The organism is Micromonospora sp. NPDC002411, from assembly GCF_053592955.1.
Genome location: NZ_JBSFBM010000031.1, coordinates 1 through 17,795, shown reverse-complemented (window position 1 = coordinate 17,795; position 17,795 = coordinate 1). Strand labels below are relative to the sequence as shown.

The window sequence follows — 17,795 nt, the reverse complement described above, 5'->3', positions numbered from 1 at the left end:
GACTCCTTCAGTGGTGGGTGGGAAGGACAGTCAGGACACCGAACAGGCGGCACCGTTGAGGGCGAACGACGAGGGCTTGCCACTGCCGCCCTCGTGCGTGGCCTGGAAGCCGATCTCGACCGACGCGTTCGGGGCGATGGTGGAGTTGTAGGAGACGTTGCGGGCGGTGACCGCTCCGCTCGTCGGGGCGTACTGGGCGTTCCAGCCGCTGGTGATGCGCTGTCCGCTGGGCAGCGTGAAGGTCAGCGCCCACCCGTTCACGGCAGCGGAACCGGTGTTGGTGATGGTCACGCTCGCGGTGAGACCGGTGTTCCAGGCGTTGACCGTGTAGCCGACCCGGCAGGCGCCATCGCTCGGAGGCGGCGTCGTCGGTGGCGGAGTGGTCGGAGGTGGGGTCGTCGGGGGTGGCGTCGTCGGCGGCGGCGTGGTCGGAGGCGGCGTCGTCGGCGGGGCGGTGCCGTCCAGCCCGAAGAAGCGGATCACCTGCGCGGCGTCGACCGGGATGTTGTGCGAGACGCCCTGCATGCTGATCGCCTCGACCGGCGCCATCGGGCCGCTGCTGCCGTACCGGGTGCGGGTGTAGCCGGACTGCGGGGAGTCGGTGTACGTCGGGGTCTGGCTCAACCCGTGCACGTTGGTCCACTGCTTGACCTGCTCACCGAAGTTCGGGTAGCGCAACGTGTCGTCGTTGGTCCCGTGCCAGATCTGCATCCGGGGCCGCTGGCCGCTGTAGCCCGGGTACGCCTCGCGGACCAGGTCGCCCCACTGCTGTGCGGTCCTGATGAGCTGCCCGTTCGCGCACTGACTGTTCCACTCGGAGGTGCCGCCGGTGGCGAAGCAGGCGAACGGCACCCCGGCGAACGACGCGCCGGCCGCGAACACGTCCGGGTAGACGCCGAGCATGACGTTCGTCATCATCGCCCCGGACGAGGTGCCGGTCGCGAAGATCCGCGTGGGGTCGGCGGAATACCGCTGCCGCACGTAGTCGACCATCGACATGAGGCCGACCGGGTCGCTGCCGCCGCCACGGCGTAGCGCCTGGGGCGAGTACACGTCCCAGCACTTGCTGCTGCGGGTCGCGGACGGGTAGATCACGATGAACCCGTACCGGTCGGCGAGGGACGCGTACTGCGTACCTGAGTGGAACGCCGGGCCCGTGCCAGTGCAGTAGTGCATGGCCAGGAGGATCGCCGGCCGGGACGCCACCCGGTCCGGGACGTAGAGGTGCATCTGCAGGTTGGTGGGGTTGGTGCCGAAGTTGGTCACCTGCGTCAGCGTCGCCGCCGACGCCGGCGCGGCGAACGTCAACGCGGCGGCGGCCAGTGTCACGGCCGCCATGACGACGCCAAGCATCCGGGTCTTCAGTGTCATGGGCGCGATCCCTTGCGAAAAAGGCGCGTGGAAGGGGACTTAAGTCGAGGACTGCCCTTCGCCCGACCTTGACCGCGGCTCGCGTGACCATGTCAGCTTCAATCGAGGCAACTCGATTGTCAAGACTTCCGGAAACCTTTCGCCGCAACGGTTTCCGGGTTCACCTGCACGTCGACTGGCATTGGCGAAGACCAACGCCACCGGCTGCCGGCGAGCAATTTCCGGCACGTTCTCGGAACGTGCCGAAGGCTCTCCGATCCGAGTCAGTAGATGTCCCGACCTCGCTCGTCGGGCACCCCGGACTTCCGGTGGAAGTACGTGTTGATCTGGTCACGCCACTCGGTGGCACACCGCACCTGCTCGTCGAGGCGTTCGGCCACCCGCTCGTACACGGCCGGGTCGATCATCCCGTTCAGGGTCCGCCACCGCCGCCGCATCGCGACCACCTCCTCGACGCCGGCGAAGTGGGTGTCGTAGATGTGCTGGATGACTGTCGACCCGCTGTGCAGGACGTGCCCGTACGGCACGTGGTGGAAGAAGAGCAACAACTCGTCCGGGCAGGTCTCCGGCGACTCGTACACCTCCGCCCAGTACGGCGGGTACTGGCCGGTGAAACCGGTGCCCGACGCGCGGGTGCGGTCCACACCGACACCGTCCCGGTCGGCGAAGTGGTAGGTGCCCCACCGCGTGTACTCGTACCCGTCGACGCCGGGGCCGTAGTGGTCGCCGGGGTTGACCATGAAGCCGACGCCCAGCGGGGCGGTGTACCGCTCGTAGGTGCGCCAGGAGTCGCCCATGATCTCGTGCAGCGTCCGCCGCACCAGGTCCGGGTCAGCGGTCGCCGACGGCGGGAAGGTCAGCGTGATCCACTCGTCGAGGACGGCAGTGGGGTCCCGCCGGGGGTCCCAGGCCAGCCGGCCGAACGTGTACAGGTTGGCCTGCGCCAACGGGTGCCCGGTCCAGAAGAGGTCGTCGCCCACGTTGGCGACCGCGACCAGGCCGCCACCCGCGCCCGACTCGCCCGCCGCCACGTCCGCCACCGCCCGTCCGTCCGGACCCCAGGGCGCGAACCGCAGCACCTCGCTCCACCACGGGCCGAGGTGGCAGACGTGCCGCTGCTGGCCGGTGTACTCCTGGGTGACCTGCAACTCCACAGCGATCCGGGTCGCCGGCATCGCGGCGATCACCGGGGAGACCGGTTCACGGGTCTGGAAGTCCACCGGACCGAACTTCACCTGCACGACCACGTTGGTGCGGAAGCGACCGTCGAGTGGGGCGAAGTGGTCGTACGCGGCGCGCGCCCGGTCGGTGGACCGGTCCCGCCAGTCCTGGTGGTGGTTGTAGACGAACGCCCGCCAGTGCACCACTCCCCCGAGCGGAGCCAGCGCCTCGGCCAGCATGTTCGCCCCGTCGGCGTGGTCACGTCCGTAGGTGAACGGACCGGGTTGACCCTCCGAGTCGGCCTTCACCACGTAGCCACCGAAGTCCGGGATGCGGTCGTACACCGTGCGGGTGGTCGCGGCCCACCAGGCCCGCACCCCCTCGTCCAGGGGATCGGCGGTCGACAGGCCACCGAGGACCACCGGTGCGGCGAAGGTGACCGACAGGTGCACCCGGATGTGGTACGGACGCAGCACGTCGGCGATCTCGGCGACGTCGCCGAGCCGGTCGGTGAGCAGCAGCGCCTCGGTCCGGGCGACGTTGACGTTGTTCACCGAGATCGCGTTGACACCGCTCGCGGCCAACAGCCGCCCGTACTCCCGGATCCGGGCCAGGTCACCGCACGGTCGGCCGTCCCGCCAGAAGATCGAACCGCCCGCGTACCCCCGTTCGACCTGGCCCATCACCGGGTGCACGGCCACGTTGTCCCAGTGGTCCAGCATCCGCCGACGCAGTGCCGGCCGGTGCCGCTCCGGCGGGCGCTCGGGGTCGAAGGCAGCCGCACAGAGCCGGACCACGTGGAACAGTCCGTACAGCAGGCCGGCGGGCGCGTCGGCCAGCACCACCGTCACGTCGCCGTCGCGGGCCAGCAGGAACCCCTCGTCGCCCAGCGACCCGCCCTCGCCGATCTCGGCCAGCGCCGACTCCCCCGCCGACCGTGCCGCCCGCACCGCCGAACTGGGCAGCTCGTCGGTGCCGCGCAGAGCGAACACGAGGTCGACGTCGACGTCCCAGGACGGGGAATGCCACACCCGCCCGCCGTAGCGTGCGCAGGCGCGCGACACCTCGTGCAGCACGGTGTCGACGAGCAGCCCGTCACCGTGGACGAGGACGCGGCGTGCGCCGAGCGACCGGAACGCCTCCGGGGGCAGCCAGGCCGCGTGGACGCGTGGCTCGTTGGGTTCCATCGGATCGTCGACGAACATCAGCTGCTCCAGGTGGACCGACTCGTCGGCGTTCACCAGTCCTCCTTCAGCACCACGACTCCGTACGCCGGTAGGCGCACTGTTGAGCCGGTCACGGTCCGGTCACCGGTGAGCAGGTCGACGCCGCCGCGCCGGGCGGTCACCTCGACCGGGTCGGCCCGGTGGTTGAGCAGGAACAGCAGCCGCGACCCGTCCGGCGCGACCCGGACGGCGGATTCCAGGTCCGCGACGTCCGGGTATGGCCCGAGCACGTCGTGCCGCGCGAGCACCTGCCGCACCACCCAGGACACCCCCTCCTGGTCCAGGCCGGCTGCCACGTACCAGCCGTCGCCGTCGCCGAAGGAGTTGCGGGTCACCGCAGGTGTGCCCGCGTAGAAGTCGGCCTGGTAGGTGCCGACCACCTGCGCGCCCTGCGGAATCACCAACTCGAACAGCAGTCGCGCCTCGACGTCGACCTGCCCCGCGCCGTCGCCGAGGCGGACCGGGTTGACCACCTCCGGCCCCCGCGCGTCCCACTCGTCGACCCGGACACCCATCAGCTGCCCGAGCGGACCCGGCACGTCCATCAGGAAGGCCTGGTCGTTCTCGTCCACCCGACCCGACAGGTAGGTGGTCAGCACCGACCCGCCGCGCGCCGCCACGTCCTCCAGACGCTGCGGCAGGTCACCCTTGAGCATGTGCAGGGCCGGCGCGACGACCACGTCGTAGCCGGACAGGTCGGCGGTCACCGCGACGACGTCCAGGTCGACTCCGGCGTCCCAGAGCGCCCGGTGGTACGCGAGCACCACCTCCTGGTAGCGGACCAGCCGGGACGGGCCGTCGGAGATCTCCAACGCCCACCAGCTGTCCCAGTCGAAGAGCAGCGCCACCCGGGCCGGCGTCCGCGCGCCCAGCGACGCCGAGCCGAGGCGGTCCAGCTCGGCACCCAGCTCGGCGACCTCCCGGAACACCCGGGTGTCGGATCGGCCGGCGTGGCCGATGACCGCGCCGTGGTACATCTCGCTGGCACCCCGGGAGGCGCGCAGCTGGAAGAACAGCACCGCGTCGGCGCCGTGCGCCACCGCCTGCCAACTCCACAGCCGCATGAGGCCGGGCCGCTTCAGCGGGTTGACGTCGCGACACGCGGTCACGCCCGGGGACTGCTCCATCAGCCAGAACGGCTGGCCGCCCTTGAGCCCTCGCATCAGGTCGTGGGTCAACGCCATCCGGGCCGCGGACTCGTCGTCCGGCGGGTAGTTGTCCCACGAGGCGAAGTCCAGGTGCGCCGCCCAGCGGTGGTAGTCGATCGGCCGGTACATGCCCATGAAGTTGGTCGTCACCGGCAGCGTGGGGCTGGACTCCCGGATGGCCGCCTTCTCGTCGTGGAAGTTGGTCAGCATCGCGTCGGAGGAGAACCGCAGGTAGTCCAGGGTGATGCCCTGGAACGCGGTGTGGTCCGGGCCGCGCCAGTGCTCGGTCAACGCCGACGGTGGTTCGATCTGGTCCCAGTCGGTGAAGGTGTGCGACCAGAAGGTCGTGTACCAGGCCGCGTTCAGGTCGTCGAGGGTGCCGTAGCGGTTCCGCAGCCAGACCCGGAAGCCGGCCGCGCACAGCTCGCAGTAGCAGGCGCCGCCGTATTCGTTGCCCACGTGCCACGCGACGACCGCCGGGGTGTCGGCGTAGCGGCGGGCGACCCGGCGAGCCAACTCGACCGAGAGCCGGCGGTAGACCGGGGAGCTGGGGCAGGAGTTGTGTCGCTGACCGAAGCGGCGCTTGCGGCCCTCGAAGTCGGTGCGGGTCACCTCCGGGTACGCCGTCGCCAACCAGGCCGGGTGGGCGCCGGTGCCGGTCGCCAGGCAGATGCCGCGCCCCTCGGCGGCGGCCCGCTCCACGATCCGGTCCAGCAGCGAGAAGTCGTACACGTCCTCGGCGGGCTGGGTGAGCGCCCAGTCGAACACGCCGAGGGTGACCAGGTCGATCCGGGCGCTGTCGAAGAGACGGTGGTCCTGCTTCCACACGTCCTCGGGCCACTGCTCCGGGTTGTAGTCGCCCCCGAAGGGCACCTTGGCGGTGACGGGCAGGCTCATTCGGCGAACTCCTTCCGGATCAGGTCGACCATCGGGTCACCCACGCGCAGAAGCGCCAGGACCAGTACCGAACCGAGCATCGTCAGCACCGCCTCCGAGAAGACGGCGGTGACGCCGGTGGCCGCCGCCAGCAGCAACGCGGTGCCGACCGTGACACCGGGGGTACGCACGAGAAAGTGCACGGCCAACCGGAGCACGTCACGGGTGCGGAAGTCGAACAGCGAGGTGATCACCAGGGCGTTGGCCGCGCAGAGGGTCACCCCCACCGCGAGCAGGACCAGCGGCACCGACCACCAGCTCGCGAGCCCGACCGCGTCGCGGTAGGCGAGGTTCATGGCGAGCACGGTCAGCCACACCAGCGTCGGCACCCAGACGCGCAGCACGCCGGACACGTTCGTCCGGTACCCGCGCCAGAACAGCGCGGCGGGGCGCAGGTCGGTGAGGTCGGTCCGCTGGTGACGCATCGTATACAGGGCGGCGGAGACCGCCGGGCCGACCGGCACCAGGAACAGCGCGGCCAGGGGCAGGTTGCTGGGGTCGCGGCCGAGCACCAGCAGCGGAAGCAGGCCGGGCACCGTGGTCAGCAGCAGGAGCAGCTCGACCACGAGCAGGATGTAGACGCGTGAGGTGATCCGCGACAGTGGTCCGTCGCCGAACTGTCGCCAGGTCTGGGCCGTTCCGCTCACTGCCGCTCCTTCCGGTCGTTCTGCCGGAGAGCGGGCGGGTCACGCCCCTCGCATCGGCCGGTGGTCGCCGGGGCGTCCGGCCGGGCGGGTTGCACCGCCCGACCGGACACCGCGTCGATCAGCCGTTGTTCTTCTGGAACCTCTCGTACGCCTTGTTGACCAGGTCGATGTACTGCTCGGAGTTCTTGGCCTTCAGCTCGGCCACGTACGCGTCCCACTCGGTGAGCGGCCGCTGGCCGAGGGCGAACTTCAACGTGTTCTGGGTGACGAAGTCCTTCAGCGGCGTTTCCCAGAGCGACACCTGCTCGCGCTCCTCGTCGGTCAACGGGGCCGGCGGGGGCACCACCCTCGGGGTACGGGCGTCCATCACCTTCTGGAACTCCAGCTCCTCCGGGGAGAAGAAGCCGCGGACCAGGTCGGGGCTGCCGCCGTAGGCGAAGACACCGTTCTGGAAGCCGAAGTCCTTCTGCAGGTGCTTGGGGGCCTTCGGGTTGAGGCCGAGGAAGTCGACTCCGGGGTTGAGCGTGCGCTTGCCGGATGCGTCCTTGGTGAAGGTCGTGCCCTCGATGCCCCAGCGGGCAAACTCCAGGCCGGTATCCGAGTACCACAACCAGTCGATGAACTGCATCATGGCCACGAAGTTCTTGCTCTCCCGGGCCTTCGTGGAGATCATGATGCCGTTCTCCAGCCGGGGGAACGGGTTGATCTCACCGGCCGGGCCGACCGGCAGCGGGATCTTGGCCATCTTCGCGTTCGGCAGGGTCTTGGCCAGGTCGGGCCGGTGGTTGTTGACCAGGGTCTGCGCGTTGCCGGTGACCACGAAGGACTTGCCGTTGGCCAGCTTCTGGCGCGCCTGGTCGTCGGTCTGGGTGAAGCTCTCCGGGTCGAGCAGACCCTCGGCGACGAGCTTGTGCAGGAAGGTGACCATCTGCCGGTACTGGTCGGACGCGCCGGTGTAGTGGAACTTCTTGGCTGCCGGGTCCCAGGTGGCGTGCTGGTAGTCCCAGCCCGCCTGGGTGCCGTGGGCGGAGCCGAGGATGTTCAGCAGGGCGCCGGTCGGGTTCGGCTTGCTGAAGAGGTCGGAGTACGGGTAGACGTTCGGGTACTTCGCCTTCATCGCCTTGAGCACCGCGTACAGGTCGTCCCAGGTCTTCGGGGTCGCCAGGTTGAGCTCCTGCATGATGTCGGTGCGCACCAGCACCGTGTAGTCCTGCGTGGGCTTCTCGTGCAGGCCGGGCAGCAGGTAGAACTTACCGTCGGACTGCCGCAGGTTGTCGATCTCCGGCTTGAGGTTCCACTTGGCGATCTTGTCCTTGAGGTTGGGCATCAGATCCAGGTAGTCGCTCACCGGGAGGATCGCCCCGGAGGACACGAACGCGTTCTCCTGCGGGTGGTACGTCTTCGGAATGATCAGCGGAGCGTCCCCAGCGCCGATCAGCAGGCTGCGCTTCTGCTCGTAGTCACTGAGCGGTACCGCCACCGGCTCGATCTTGACGTTGGTCCGCTTGGTCAACTCGGACCAGAACAGCCAGTCCTCCTTGAGCGGGTAGAACGTGTGGTTGTTGTAGAGGGTGGAGAAGGAGAGCGCCTCGGTGGCCTTGAACTGGTCGCCGACACCGTACTTTTCCATCGCGCCGACCCGGTTCTCGGACAGGTCCTTCGACTCGCCGGGGTCCTCGGAACAGGCGGAGATGAGGGTGAGCGCGAGCAGACCCGCGGTGGCTACCGCCACGCGGCGCCACGGCTTGTGGAGCATGGCTCGTCCTTTCGGTGGTGGGGTTTCGGTGGGAGCGGTGCGGAGGCCGACGTCATCCCTTTACCGCGCCGAGCATCACGCCGCGGACGAAGTACCGCTGGACGAAGGGGTAGACCGCCAGGATGGGCAGGGTGGTGAGCACTATCGTCACGGCCTGGAGTGTGGCCGCGGCCTGCACGACGTCGGCCTCGGCCGCGCCTGACTGCTGTGCGTCGGTGGCACCCGCGATCAGGTTGCGCAGGTACACGGTGACCGGCAGCAGATCCTGCTCGTCGATGTAGAGGAACGCGGTGAACCACGAGTTCCAGAAGGAGACCGCGTAGAAGAGCACCATCGTCGCGACGATCGCCTTCGACAGCGGCAGAACGATCCGCAACAGGATGCCGTACGTGTTCAGCCCGTCGACCGCCGCGGCCTCCTCCAACTCGGTCGGCAGGCTCTCGAAGAACGCCTTCATCACCAGCAGGTTGAACACGCTGATGGCGTTGGGGACCACCACGGCCCAGATGGTGTTCTTCATCCCCAGGCTGGTCACCAGCACGTAGTTGGGGATCAGACCACCGGAGAAGAACATGGTGAACAGCGCGACACCGATGAGCACGCCGCGTCCCTTGAGCTGCGGCTTCGACAGCACGTACGCGTAACAGGTGGTCAGCACGATCGAGATGAGCGTCGCGACCACCGTGTACACCACGGTGTTGCGGTAGTTCGTCCAGAACATCGAGTCGGACATCACCAGCTTGTACGCGGTCAGGTCGAACCCGCGCGGGACGATGGTCACCTTGCCGGCGATGATGTACGCCTCTTCGCTGAGCGAGCGGGCCACGATGTTGAGGAACGGGTACAGCGTCACGACCACGACGCCGAGCAGGACGACAGTGTTGACGACGCGGAAGATCCGGTAACCCCGGCTGTCGTCCGGCCCGCGCGTCTTCGGGGCGTCGATCTTCGTACCGAAGGTCACCACAGGCTCGTCCCCACCGTGCGACGGGAGATGACGTTCGCCGACAGGACGAGGATCAGCCCGATCACCGCCTCGAAGAGGCCGATGGCCGCCGCGTAGCTGAAGTTGCTCGACTGGAAGCCCATCCGGAACAGGTAGGTGGAGACCACGTCGGCGGTCGGGTACGTCAACGGGTTGTAGAGCAGCAGGATCTTCTCGAACCCGACGGCCAGGAAGCTGCCGATGTTGAGGATCAGCAAGGTCATCATCGTCGGGCGGATGCCGGGCAACGTGATGTGCCAGGTTTGGCGCAGCCGGCCGGCGCCGTCGATCCGGGCGGCCTCGTACAGGTCCTCGTCGATGGTGGTGAGGGCGGCGAGGTAGAGGATCGTGCCCCAGCCGACCGTCTGCCAGACCTCGGACGAGACGTAGATGCTGCGGAACCACTCCGGTTGCTGCAGGAATGCCACCGGGTCGCCGCCGAACAGGCTGACGAGCTGGTTGGCCGTGCCCTCGATCGAGGTCAACTGCATGACCATCGCCGCCACGATCACGATCGACAGGAAGTGCGGCAGGTACGACACCGACTGGACGAAGCGCTTGAAGCGGCGGGCCCGGACCTCGTTGAGCAGCAGTGCCAGCACGATGGGCAGCGGGAAGCAGAACAGCAGGGTCAGCGCCCCGAGCGCCAGGGTGTTGGTGAACACCTCCCAGAACGTCGGGTCGCTGAGGAACATCCGGAAGTAGCGCAGCCCGACCCAGTACTCACCGAAGATGCTGCCGCCCGGCTTGAAGCGCCGGAAGGCGATGATGTTCCCGAGCATCGGCAGGTACCGGAAGATCAGGAAGAACAGCAGCGGCAGGACGGCGAGGGAGTAGAGCTGCCAGTCCCGGCGCAGCGCCTGCCGCCAGGTCCGGCCGCGTCGCGGCGAGCGGGGGGCGGGGCTGGCAACCGCCGGCGAGCGCGGCGACGCCGGCGGGGGTGGCCGCAACGTGGATGTCACAGCGGCCTCCTACGCGGACTGCGGAACGGCCACGAGAGGCTCGATCCGCACCGACGTGAGCAGTTCCCGTTGGTGGCCGACCTGGCGCTCGGCGCCGGTCAACCGCAGCGGCAGACGTGCCACCACGTCGCCGCTGGACCGGCCGAACCGCAGCTCGACGTCGCCGGGCTCCACGATGCGCCGGCCGGAGAGCCCGGTGAACGAGGCGACGTCGGCCGGCACCCCGAACGTCACGTGCGCCGATTCGCCGGGCGCCAACGGCAGGCGGGCGTAGCCGACCAGGCGGACCACCGGACGGGTGGTCTGTGCGACCGGATCGTGCAGGTAGAGCTGTACCACCTCGGCACCGTCCCGGTCACCGGTATTGGCCACGGTGATCCGGACCCGCACCTCGCCGTCGACCGGCCAGGCCGCCGGCTCGTCCCGCGCGTCGTCCGCCGCCTCGACGATCCTGGCGTCGGACCACTCGAAGGTGGTGTAGCTCAACCCGTGGCCGAACGGGTAGCTCGGCGTCGGGTCGATCGAGGAGACCTTGTTGCGCCGACCGAGCGGCGGCGCGAGGTAGGTGCTCGGCAGCCCGCCCGCGTCGCGGGGCACGCTGACCGGCAACCGCCCGGACGGGTTGACCGCGCCGGTGAGCACCTCGGCGAGCGCCTGCCCGCCGAGTTGGCCGAGGAAGAACGCCTGCACCACGCCCGCCGCGGCGTCGAACTCCGGCCCGAGCGCGTAGGGGCGGCCGGCCATCAGCACCAGGACGACCGGGGTGCCGGTGGCGAGAACGGCCCGGACCAGGTCGGCCTGCACACCGGGCAGCCGCAGGTCGACGGCATCGCAGCCCTCACCCGACGTGCCCCGGCCGAACATCCCCGCCCGGTCGCCGACGGCGAGCACACACACGTCGGCGTCGGCCGCCGCAGCGACCGCTGCCGGGATGCCCGAGGTGTCCTCGCCGGTGATGGCGCAGCCGGGTTCGTGGGTGAGCAGCGGGACGCGTCGGGCCAACTCGTCGCGCAACGAGGGAATGTCCAGACCCATCCCGAACTCGCTGTGGTTCACGCCCACGTGGTTGGGGAACGAGTAGCAGCCGAGCATGGCCATCGGATCGTCGGCGAGCGGGCCGACCAGGGCCACCCGCCTGCCGGCGGCCAGCGGAAGGACACCGGTGTTGCGCAGCAGGACGACGGCTTGCCGGGCGAGGCGTACGGCGACGTCCTGGCTGACGTCGTCGTCGAACCGCAGGGACGCCACGTCGTCGGGCAGTTCTTTCCAGCCCTCGTCGAGCAGACCGAGCTCGATCTTCTGGATCAGGACCCGCCGCACCGCGCAGTCGATCAGCGCCTCGTCGACCTCGCCGCGACGTACCGCCTCCACCAGCGGCGCGCCGAAAGTGTCCACTGTGGGCAGCTCGACGTCGATGCCGGCTCGCAGGGCGAGCCGGGCGGCGTCGGCGGCGTCCGCGGCGACACCGTGCAGGGTTTCCAGGAAACGAACGGCGAAGTAGTCGGCGACGACGGTGCCGGTGAAGCCCCACTCGTCGCGCAGCAGCCCGGTCAGCAACTCGGGGTCGGCGGCGACGGGCAGACCGTCGATCTCCGCGTAGGAGTTCATCACCGAGCGGGCACCACCGTGGCGCAGCGCCATCTCGAACGGCGGCAGGATGACGTCGGCCAACTCCCGGGGGCCCATCGGCACCGGCGCGAGGTTGCGTCCGCCACGGGAGGCCGAGTAGCCGGCGAAGTGTTTCAGCGTGGCCACCACACCAGCCCGCTCCAGGCCCCGCACGTACGCGGCACCTGTCGTCCCCACCAGGTAGGGGTCCTCGCCGATCGTCTCCTCGGTGCGGCCCCAGCGGTAGTCGCGGGTGACGTCCAGGACCGGGGCGAGGCCCTGGTGCACACCGGCGGCGCGCATGGAGCGCCCGATCCGGTCGGCCATGGCCTCGACCAGGTCGGGGTCGAAGGACGCGCCCCAGCTGAGTGGAGTCGGGTAGACGGTGGCCCGCCACGCGGCGAACCCGGTCAGGCATTCCTCGTGCACCTGCGCCGGAATGCCGAACCGGCTGGCGGCGACGATCTGCGCCTGCGAGGCGGCCAGCGACCGGGCGCCGAGCACCGGGTCGACCGGCGCGGTGCCGAACGGTCGGGTGAGCTGGCCCAACCCGTACCGGATGACGGTGCTCCACTGCGGCGTCTCGCTGATCATGTCGGACTGGTGCGGTGCGACGCCCTCGCCAGTGGCTTCGGCGCCGACCCAGACCCCGACGAGCTGGGCGATCTTCTCCTCCAGCGACATCATCGGCACGAGCGCCTCGGCCCGTTCGGTCGGCGACAGCCGCGAATCGCGCCACGGCGCGGCGCCGCTGTCCCCGGGCAACTGACTTCTCATGCCAAGACCCCTCAGCTCCGGCCACATCCCCGCGCCCGGTTCGCAGCCGACGTTTCCCACGATCCGAAACTTTCCGGAATCCCGCGTAACCTTTTCGGCAACCTAAGTGCCCCATCGATGAGTGTCAAGGGCTGGCATGGACCTCCGCCGATCGTCGCCGGCACCCCCTGAGCCATCCCAGCGCATCAGTCGCATGGCGGGCGGGGCCGACGACGTGAGGGCAGCATCGACTGGCGAGAATGGGTGATCGTGTTAGGGTCTGCCGAAACTTTCGGATGTTGCGTGAGGCTGCGATGACGGAGCACCGCCCACTCGACCCACCCGCCTCCACCACCATCGCGACCATCGCCAACGACGTCGGCGTCTCGGTCGCGACGGTGTCCAAGGTCCTCAACGGACGTGGCGACGTCGCCCCCGGCACCAGAGCCCGGGTGGAGGCGAGCCTCGACCGCCACCAGTACCAGCGCCGTGCCCGGCGGCCCTCGACCGGCAGCGGTCGCATCGAACTCGTGTTCCACGAGTTCGACACCGGCTGGGCGATGGAGATCCTGCGCGGCGTGGAGGCGGCGACGACCGCGGCCGGCGTCGGGTTGTCGGTCGCCCAACTCGACGGCGCGCACCGCCCGCCGGCCCGATGGCTGGAGGCGCTGCTCGCCGACCGGCCCCTGGGTGTGGTGTTCGTCCTCTCCCACCTGGCCGAGGCCCAACAACAGCACCTGCGCCGCCAGGGCATACCGTTCGTCGTCGTCGACACCGACAGCGCGACCTCGGCCTCCGTACCCACCGTCGGCTCGAACAACTGGAACGGCGGCCTGCTCGCCGCCCGGCACCTCCTGGATCTCGGGCACCGGAGGATCGCCGTCATCTCCGGGCCGCCCGACGTGCTGTGCAGCCGCGCCCGGGCGGCCGGCTTCCAGTCCGCCCACGACGAGGCCGGGATGGTGGTCGACCGTGAGCTGGTCCGTTACGGCAGTTTCTCCGCCGGCGCCGGGCACGCCCACGGCCTGCAACTGCTGCGCCGACCGGACCGACCCACGGCGATCTTCGCCGGTTCGGACATCCAGGCCATGGGGGTGCTCCGGGCCGCCCGCCAGTGCGGCCTACGAGTGCCCGAGGACCTCTCGGTGATCGGGTACGACAACCTGCCGGTCTCCGCCTGGACCGACCCGGCCCTCACCACGATCAACCAACCGTTGCGCGACATGGCCGGCATCGCCACCCAGATGCTGCTCGACCTGACCAGAGGCAACGAACCGGCGACCAGCCGGATCGACCTGGTGACCGAGTTGGTCGTCCGGGAGAGCACCGCACCACCCGCCGACCCGCGCTGACCCCGGCCCCTGCGAGGACCCGTGCCTGACTCCGCCTCCACCGTCGACGAACTCCAGCGGTACGCCCCGGACGTCGCCGAACCCGACGACTTCGACCAGTTCTGGCGGGACACACTCGCCGAGGCGGCTGCCCGCCCGGCGCTCGTCGACGTCCGCCCGGAGCCCACCGACCTACTGTTGCTCGACTCCTGGGACGTCACGTTCGCCGGCTTCGGCGGCGACCCCGTGCGGGCCTGGTACACCCGCCCGGCCGGAGTCCGAGAGTCGCTGCCGACAGTGGTCGAGTACGCCGGCTACGGTCGCGGCCGCGGCCTGCCACACGAGCGCTTGACCTGGCCGGTGGCCGGATACGCGCACCTGTTGATGGACAACCGGGGCCAGTCGGGGCTGTACGGCACCGGGGACACCCCCGACCCGCACGGTGCCCCCGGCGGTGCCTCGCCGGCCACCTGGGGAATCCTCGACCCGCGCGACTACCACTACCGCCGTCTGATCACCGACGCGGTCCGGGCTGTCGAGGCGGTCCGCGCCCTGCCCGGGGTCGACCGTGACCGGGTCAGCGTGGTCGGCAACAGCCAGGGCGGCGGCCTCGCCCTGGCGGTGGCCGGCCTCGTCGACAACCTCGCCGCGGTGCTGACCACAGCGCCGTTCCTCTGTGACATGCGACGGGCCGTCCAGGTCAGCGAACCCGCGCCGTACGGGGAGATCGGGCGTTACCTGGCCGTGCACCGGGACGCCGAGGAGGCGGTGTGGCGCACGCTGTCCTATGTCGACGGCGTGAACTTCGCCCGGCGGGCGACCGCTCCGGCGCATTTCGGGATCGGCCGACGCGACACCGTCTGCCCACCTGACACCGGGTTCGCGGCCTACAACCACTACGGCGCCGCGAACGGCCGACCCGTCCCTCCGGAGCGGGAGATCCACGTATACCCGTTCAACGGTCACGAGGGCGGCGAGGCGGTCCACGTTCGACGTCAGCTGCGCTGGCTCGACTCGGTACTCCATCCCGCTCACGCATCCGCGGCGTGATCACCACTCATTGAGGCTTGCCGATGTTATTTTCGGTCGTCATCGATTGCGCTTCGAACACCGCCTGCGTTCGACAGCCAGCATCGACAACCGACCGACGGGGAGATCATGACGAGCCGCACGCAATCACGTCGCCTGACCTGGTTACGCATCATTCCCGCAACCATCGCGCTCGGCACGCTGGTCGCCTCCACGATGACCGGGCCGATGCCCGCAGCTGCGGTCTCCGGCACCGGCCGCGCCAATCCGGTGATCACCTGGGACCTGAATGCCCAGACGGCAATCTGGGATATCGCGGCTCAGCAACCGAACGAGCAGGTGCGCAGTTTCGCAATGGTGAACGGGGCGGTCTACGACGCGCTGAACGCGATCGCCGGCACCCCGTACCAGCCGTACCTCACCGCACCGCCGTCGAGCGGGACCGAGTCGGTGGACGCTGCCGTCGCCACCGCCGCCCATGACGTACTCGCCGCTCTCTTTCCCGATCAGCGGGAGCGGCTTCGGGCACAGTACGACGCGGCTCTCGCCACGATTCGCGACGGGCGGTCGAAGCAGGGCGGCATCAGGATCGGGGCGCGAGCCGCGGCCGCGATGGTCACCGCACGGCAGGACGACGGCGCGTTCGGGGACCAGCAGTGGACCCACGGGACAAGGCCCGGTCAGTGGCGACCCACGCCGCCGCTGTTCCTGTCCCAGGGCGCATGGACCGGCCACATGCGGCCGTTCCTCATCCCCCGTGCGTCGATGTTCCGCACGCCCGAGCCGCCGCAACTGACCAGCAGCGCCTACACCCGCGACCTCAACGAGGTGAAGGAGCTCGGCTCGGCGACGAGCACGGCGCGCACGCAGGACCAGACGGAGGCCGCGATCTGGTGGCACGACCGGCGATCCGGCTCCTGGGAGATCAAGCGACAGCTCGCCACCACCCAGCGGCTGGACGCCCTGCGGACCGCGCGCTTCTTCGCGATGACCGACCTCATCGTGGCCGACTCAGGCGTGGCGTGCTTCAGCCAGAAGGACTTCTGGAGCTACTGGCGTCCGGTCACCGCGATCCAACAGGCCGACACGGACGGTAACCCGAGGACGGCCGCCGACCCAGGCTGGCAGTCGCTGCTCGTCACGCCGCCCTTCCCCGAATACCCCTCCGGCCACGCCTGTGGCACCGGTGCGCGCATGTCGCTGTACCGACACTTCTTCGGCCGAGACGACATCACGTTCAGCGGGGCCAGCGCCGACTCCGGCACGACCCGGCAATTCACCAGCTTTTCGCAAGCGCTCGACGAGCTCATCGGCGCGCGCGTCTGGGGCGGCGTCCACTTCCGCACTGCTGACGTCGAGGGGGCGAAGATCGGCGAGGAGGTCTACCGCTATGCGGTCCGGCACTACTTCCGCCCTCTGAAGTAGCCGGCCACGACCTTGTCGGACGAGGTTCCAGCCGGCTCGGCGGTGCATTGCTGCTGTTAGCGATAACACGCTATGGTGCGTCGGCGAGGTGCAGGGCACACCTCCGCCACGGCCCATCGGTCCGACGCGCCTGACCGATGCTCGCCACCGCGCCACGACCACCAGTGACGATGTCCGGGCTCCTGGTCGTAACGCGACGCCCACCTCCGCGTGCCGCGCCAGCAGCAGCCGTCCCCTCGGCGGCCGCTGCTGGCGCGCACCCCACCAGAGGAAGTCCCATGAGCAGTTCGATGCTCGTCACTCCCGCCCCTCCCGCACCCACCCCCATCGCCCCGACGTTACGGCGCCGACGCGCCCGCCTGTGGTGGGCCGCCCTGACCGCCGTCGCCGCCATGATCGCCGCCGTACCGATCGCGACCAGCCCCGCGAGCGCGGAGTCCAACGGCGGAGTACGCGTGATGCCACTCGGCGACTCGATCACCGACGGGTTCAACGTCCCCGGCGGTTACCGGATCGAGCTGTGGCAGCGGTTCACGGCCGGCGGTTACCGGATCGATTTCGTCGGCTCGCAGTTCAACGGCCCAGCCAGCCTCGGTGACCACGACCACCAGGGGCACTCCGGATGGACGATCGCCCAGATCGACGCCAACGTGGTCAACTGGTTGCGGGCCACGAACCCCCGGACCGTGCTGCTGCACATCGGCACCAACGACATGTACGGCGACACGTCCGGCGCACCGGGTCGGCTGGCCACCCTCGTCGACCGGATCACCAACACCGCCCCGAACGCGGACGTGTTCGTCGCGACGATCATCCCGAAGTCCGGTGCGGACAACCAGGTCCGGGGATACAACAATGCCATCCCCGGAATCGTGCAGAGCCGCGCCGCCGCCGGAAAGCGTGTCCACCTGGTCGACATGTACCGTGCCCTGACGCTCAGCGACCTGGCCGACGGCGTGCACCCCAACGCCACCGGCTACCGCAAGATGGCCGCAGCCTGGTACGACGCACTCAGGACGGTGCCCGGCAGCATCGGCGGCGACACACCTCCTACCACTCCCCCACCCACCACTCCCCCGCCGACGACGCCCCCGCCGTCGGGTGACTGCCGCGTCGCGTACACGGTCAACGCCTGGAACAGTGGTCTCACCGCCTCGATCTCGGTGACCAACACCAGCAGCACGCCGGTCAACGGTTGGGCCCTGACGTTCACGCTGCCCGGTGGGCAGAGCATCACCAGCGGCTGGAACGCCGGCTACTCCCCGTCCAGTGGTGCGGTCACCGCCCGCAACGTCTCCTACAACGCGACGATCGCGCCGAACACCTCGGTCGACATCGGCTTCCAGGCGACCCACACCGGCAACAGTGGCCGCCCGTCCGCGTTCACCCTCAACGGCACCGCCTGCACTGTCGCCTGAGAGCAACCGCGCGGTGCCGGGTCTCGGTGGCCCGGC

At 69.7% G+C, this 17,795-nt stretch carries 12 protein-coding genes; 4 read left to right on the top strand and 8 right to left on the bottom strand.

Going from position 1 to position 17,795, the window contains the following annotated elements; all coding sequences use genetic code 11:
• Positions 1–30 precede the first annotated feature (30 nt).
• From ACWCO3_RS06610 to ACWCO3_RS06575, 8 genes are all read right to left on the bottom strand, one after another.
• The gene (locus ACWCO3_RS06610; RefSeq protein WP_358165904.1) at positions 31–1,371 is read right to left on the bottom strand and encodes an extracellular catalytic domain type 1 short-chain-length polyhydroxyalkanoate depolymerase; all 1,341 of its coding nucleotides are present in this window, start codon (positions 1,369–1,371) and stop codon (positions 31–33) included.
• 263 nt (positions 1,372–1,634) lie between these two features.
• Positions 1,635–3,773, bottom strand: coding sequence for an alpha-glucuronidase (locus tag ACWCO3_RS06605; protein ID WP_450008836.1), 2,139 nt, complete (start codon positions 3,771–3,773; stop codon positions 1,635–1,637).
• Complete coding sequence (locus ACWCO3_RS06600) at positions 3,770–5,803, bottom strand: beta-galactosidase (protein WP_450008834.1); 2,034 nt, start codon at positions 5,801–5,803, stop codon at positions 3,770–3,772. The genes ACWCO3_RS06605 and ACWCO3_RS06600 overlap by 4 nt, the downstream gene beginning before the upstream one ends.
• The gene (locus ACWCO3_RS06595) at positions 5,800–6,489 is read right to left on the bottom strand and encodes a YesL family protein (protein WP_145780838.1); all 690 of its coding nucleotides are present in this window, start codon (positions 6,487–6,489) and stop codon (positions 5,800–5,802) included. The genes ACWCO3_RS06600 and ACWCO3_RS06595 overlap by 4 nt, the downstream gene beginning before the upstream one ends.
• 118 nt (positions 6,490–6,607) lie before the next feature.
• A complete protein-coding gene (locus tag ACWCO3_RS06590) occupies positions 6,608–8,245 on the bottom strand; it encodes an ABC transporter substrate-binding protein (RefSeq protein WP_450008831.1) in 1,638 nt (545 codons plus the stop codon).
• A 52-nt stretch (positions 8,246–8,297) separates the two neighbouring features.
• Positions 8,298–9,209: a carbohydrate ABC transporter permease gene (locus ACWCO3_RS06585; RefSeq protein WP_244311681.1), complete on the bottom strand. Its 912-nt coding sequence runs from the start codon at positions 9,207–9,209 to the stop codon at positions 8,298–8,300.
• Entirely contained in the window at positions 9,206–10,192 is a 987-nt protein-coding gene (locus ACWCO3_RS06580) for an ABC transporter permease (protein ID WP_145780834.1), read from the bottom strand. Before ACWCO3_RS06580 ends, ACWCO3_RS06585 begins: the two co-directional genes overlap by 4 nt.
• Before the next feature lie 9 nt (positions 10,193–10,201).
• Positions 10,202–12,577 (bottom strand): beta-xylosidase/alpha-l-arabinosidase, encoded by a 2,376-nt coding sequence (locus ACWCO3_RS06575; protein WP_450008828.1) that lies wholly within the window; start codon positions 12,575–12,577, stop codon positions 10,202–10,204.
• 293 nt (positions 12,578–12,870) lie between these two features.
• Between ACWCO3_RS06575 and ACWCO3_RS06570 the strand changes: the two genes are divergently transcribed.
• From ACWCO3_RS06570 to ACWCO3_RS06555, 4 genes are all read left to right on the top strand, one after another.
• Positions 12,871–13,908, top strand: coding sequence for a LacI family DNA-binding transcriptional regulator (locus tag ACWCO3_RS06570; protein WP_145780830.1), 1,038 nt, complete (start codon positions 12,871–12,873; stop codon positions 13,906–13,908).
• Positions 13,909–13,929: 21 nt separating this feature from the next.
• The gene (locus ACWCO3_RS06565; protein WP_358165917.1) at positions 13,930–14,937 is read left to right on the top strand and encodes an acetylxylan esterase; all 1,008 of its coding nucleotides are present in this window, start codon (positions 13,930–13,932) and stop codon (positions 14,935–14,937) included.
• 108 nt (positions 14,938–15,045) lie between these two features.
• Positions 15,046–16,341 carry a vanadium-dependent haloperoxidase gene (locus ACWCO3_RS06560; RefSeq protein WP_450008825.1) on the top strand — a complete coding sequence of 432 codons (1,296 nt, stop codon included), beginning with the start codon at positions 15,046–15,048 and terminating at the stop codon, positions 16,339–16,341.
• A 278-nt stretch (positions 16,342–16,619) separates the two neighbouring features.
• Positions 16,620–17,759, top strand: a complete 1,140-nt coding sequence (locus ACWCO3_RS06555) for a cellulose binding domain-containing protein (protein ID WP_425280527.1) — start codon at positions 16,620–16,622, stop codon at positions 17,757–17,759.
• Positions 17,760–17,795 lie beyond the last annotated feature (36 nt).

Coding starts and splice junctions, on each gene's coding strand:
- ACWCO3_RS06610 (WP_358165904.1), bottom strand. CDS start 1,371: ATGACACTGAAGACCCGGATGCTTGGCGTCGTCATGGCGGCCGTGACA.
- ACWCO3_RS06560 (WP_450008825.1), top strand. CDS start 15,046: ATGACGAGCCGCACGCAATCACGTCGCCTGACCTGGTTACGCATCATT.
- ACWCO3_RS06570 (WP_145780830.1), top strand. CDS start 12,871: ATGACGGAGCACCGCCCACTCGACCCACCCGCCTCCACCACCATCGCG.
- ACWCO3_RS06590 (WP_450008831.1), bottom strand. CDS start 8,245: ATGCTCCACAAGCCGTGGCGCCGCGTGGCGGTAGCCACCGCGGGTCTG.
- ACWCO3_RS06600 (WP_450008834.1), bottom strand. CDS start 5,803: ATGAGCCTGCCCGTCACCGCCAAGGTGCCCTTCGGGGGCGACTACAAC.
- ACWCO3_RS06555 (WP_425280527.1), top strand. CDS start 16,620: ATGAGCAGTTCGATGCTCGTCACTCCCGCCCCTCCCGCACCCACCCCC.
- ACWCO3_RS06575 (WP_450008828.1), bottom strand. CDS start 12,577: ATGAGAAGTCAGTTGCCCGGGGACAGCGGCGCCGCGCCGTGGCGCGAT.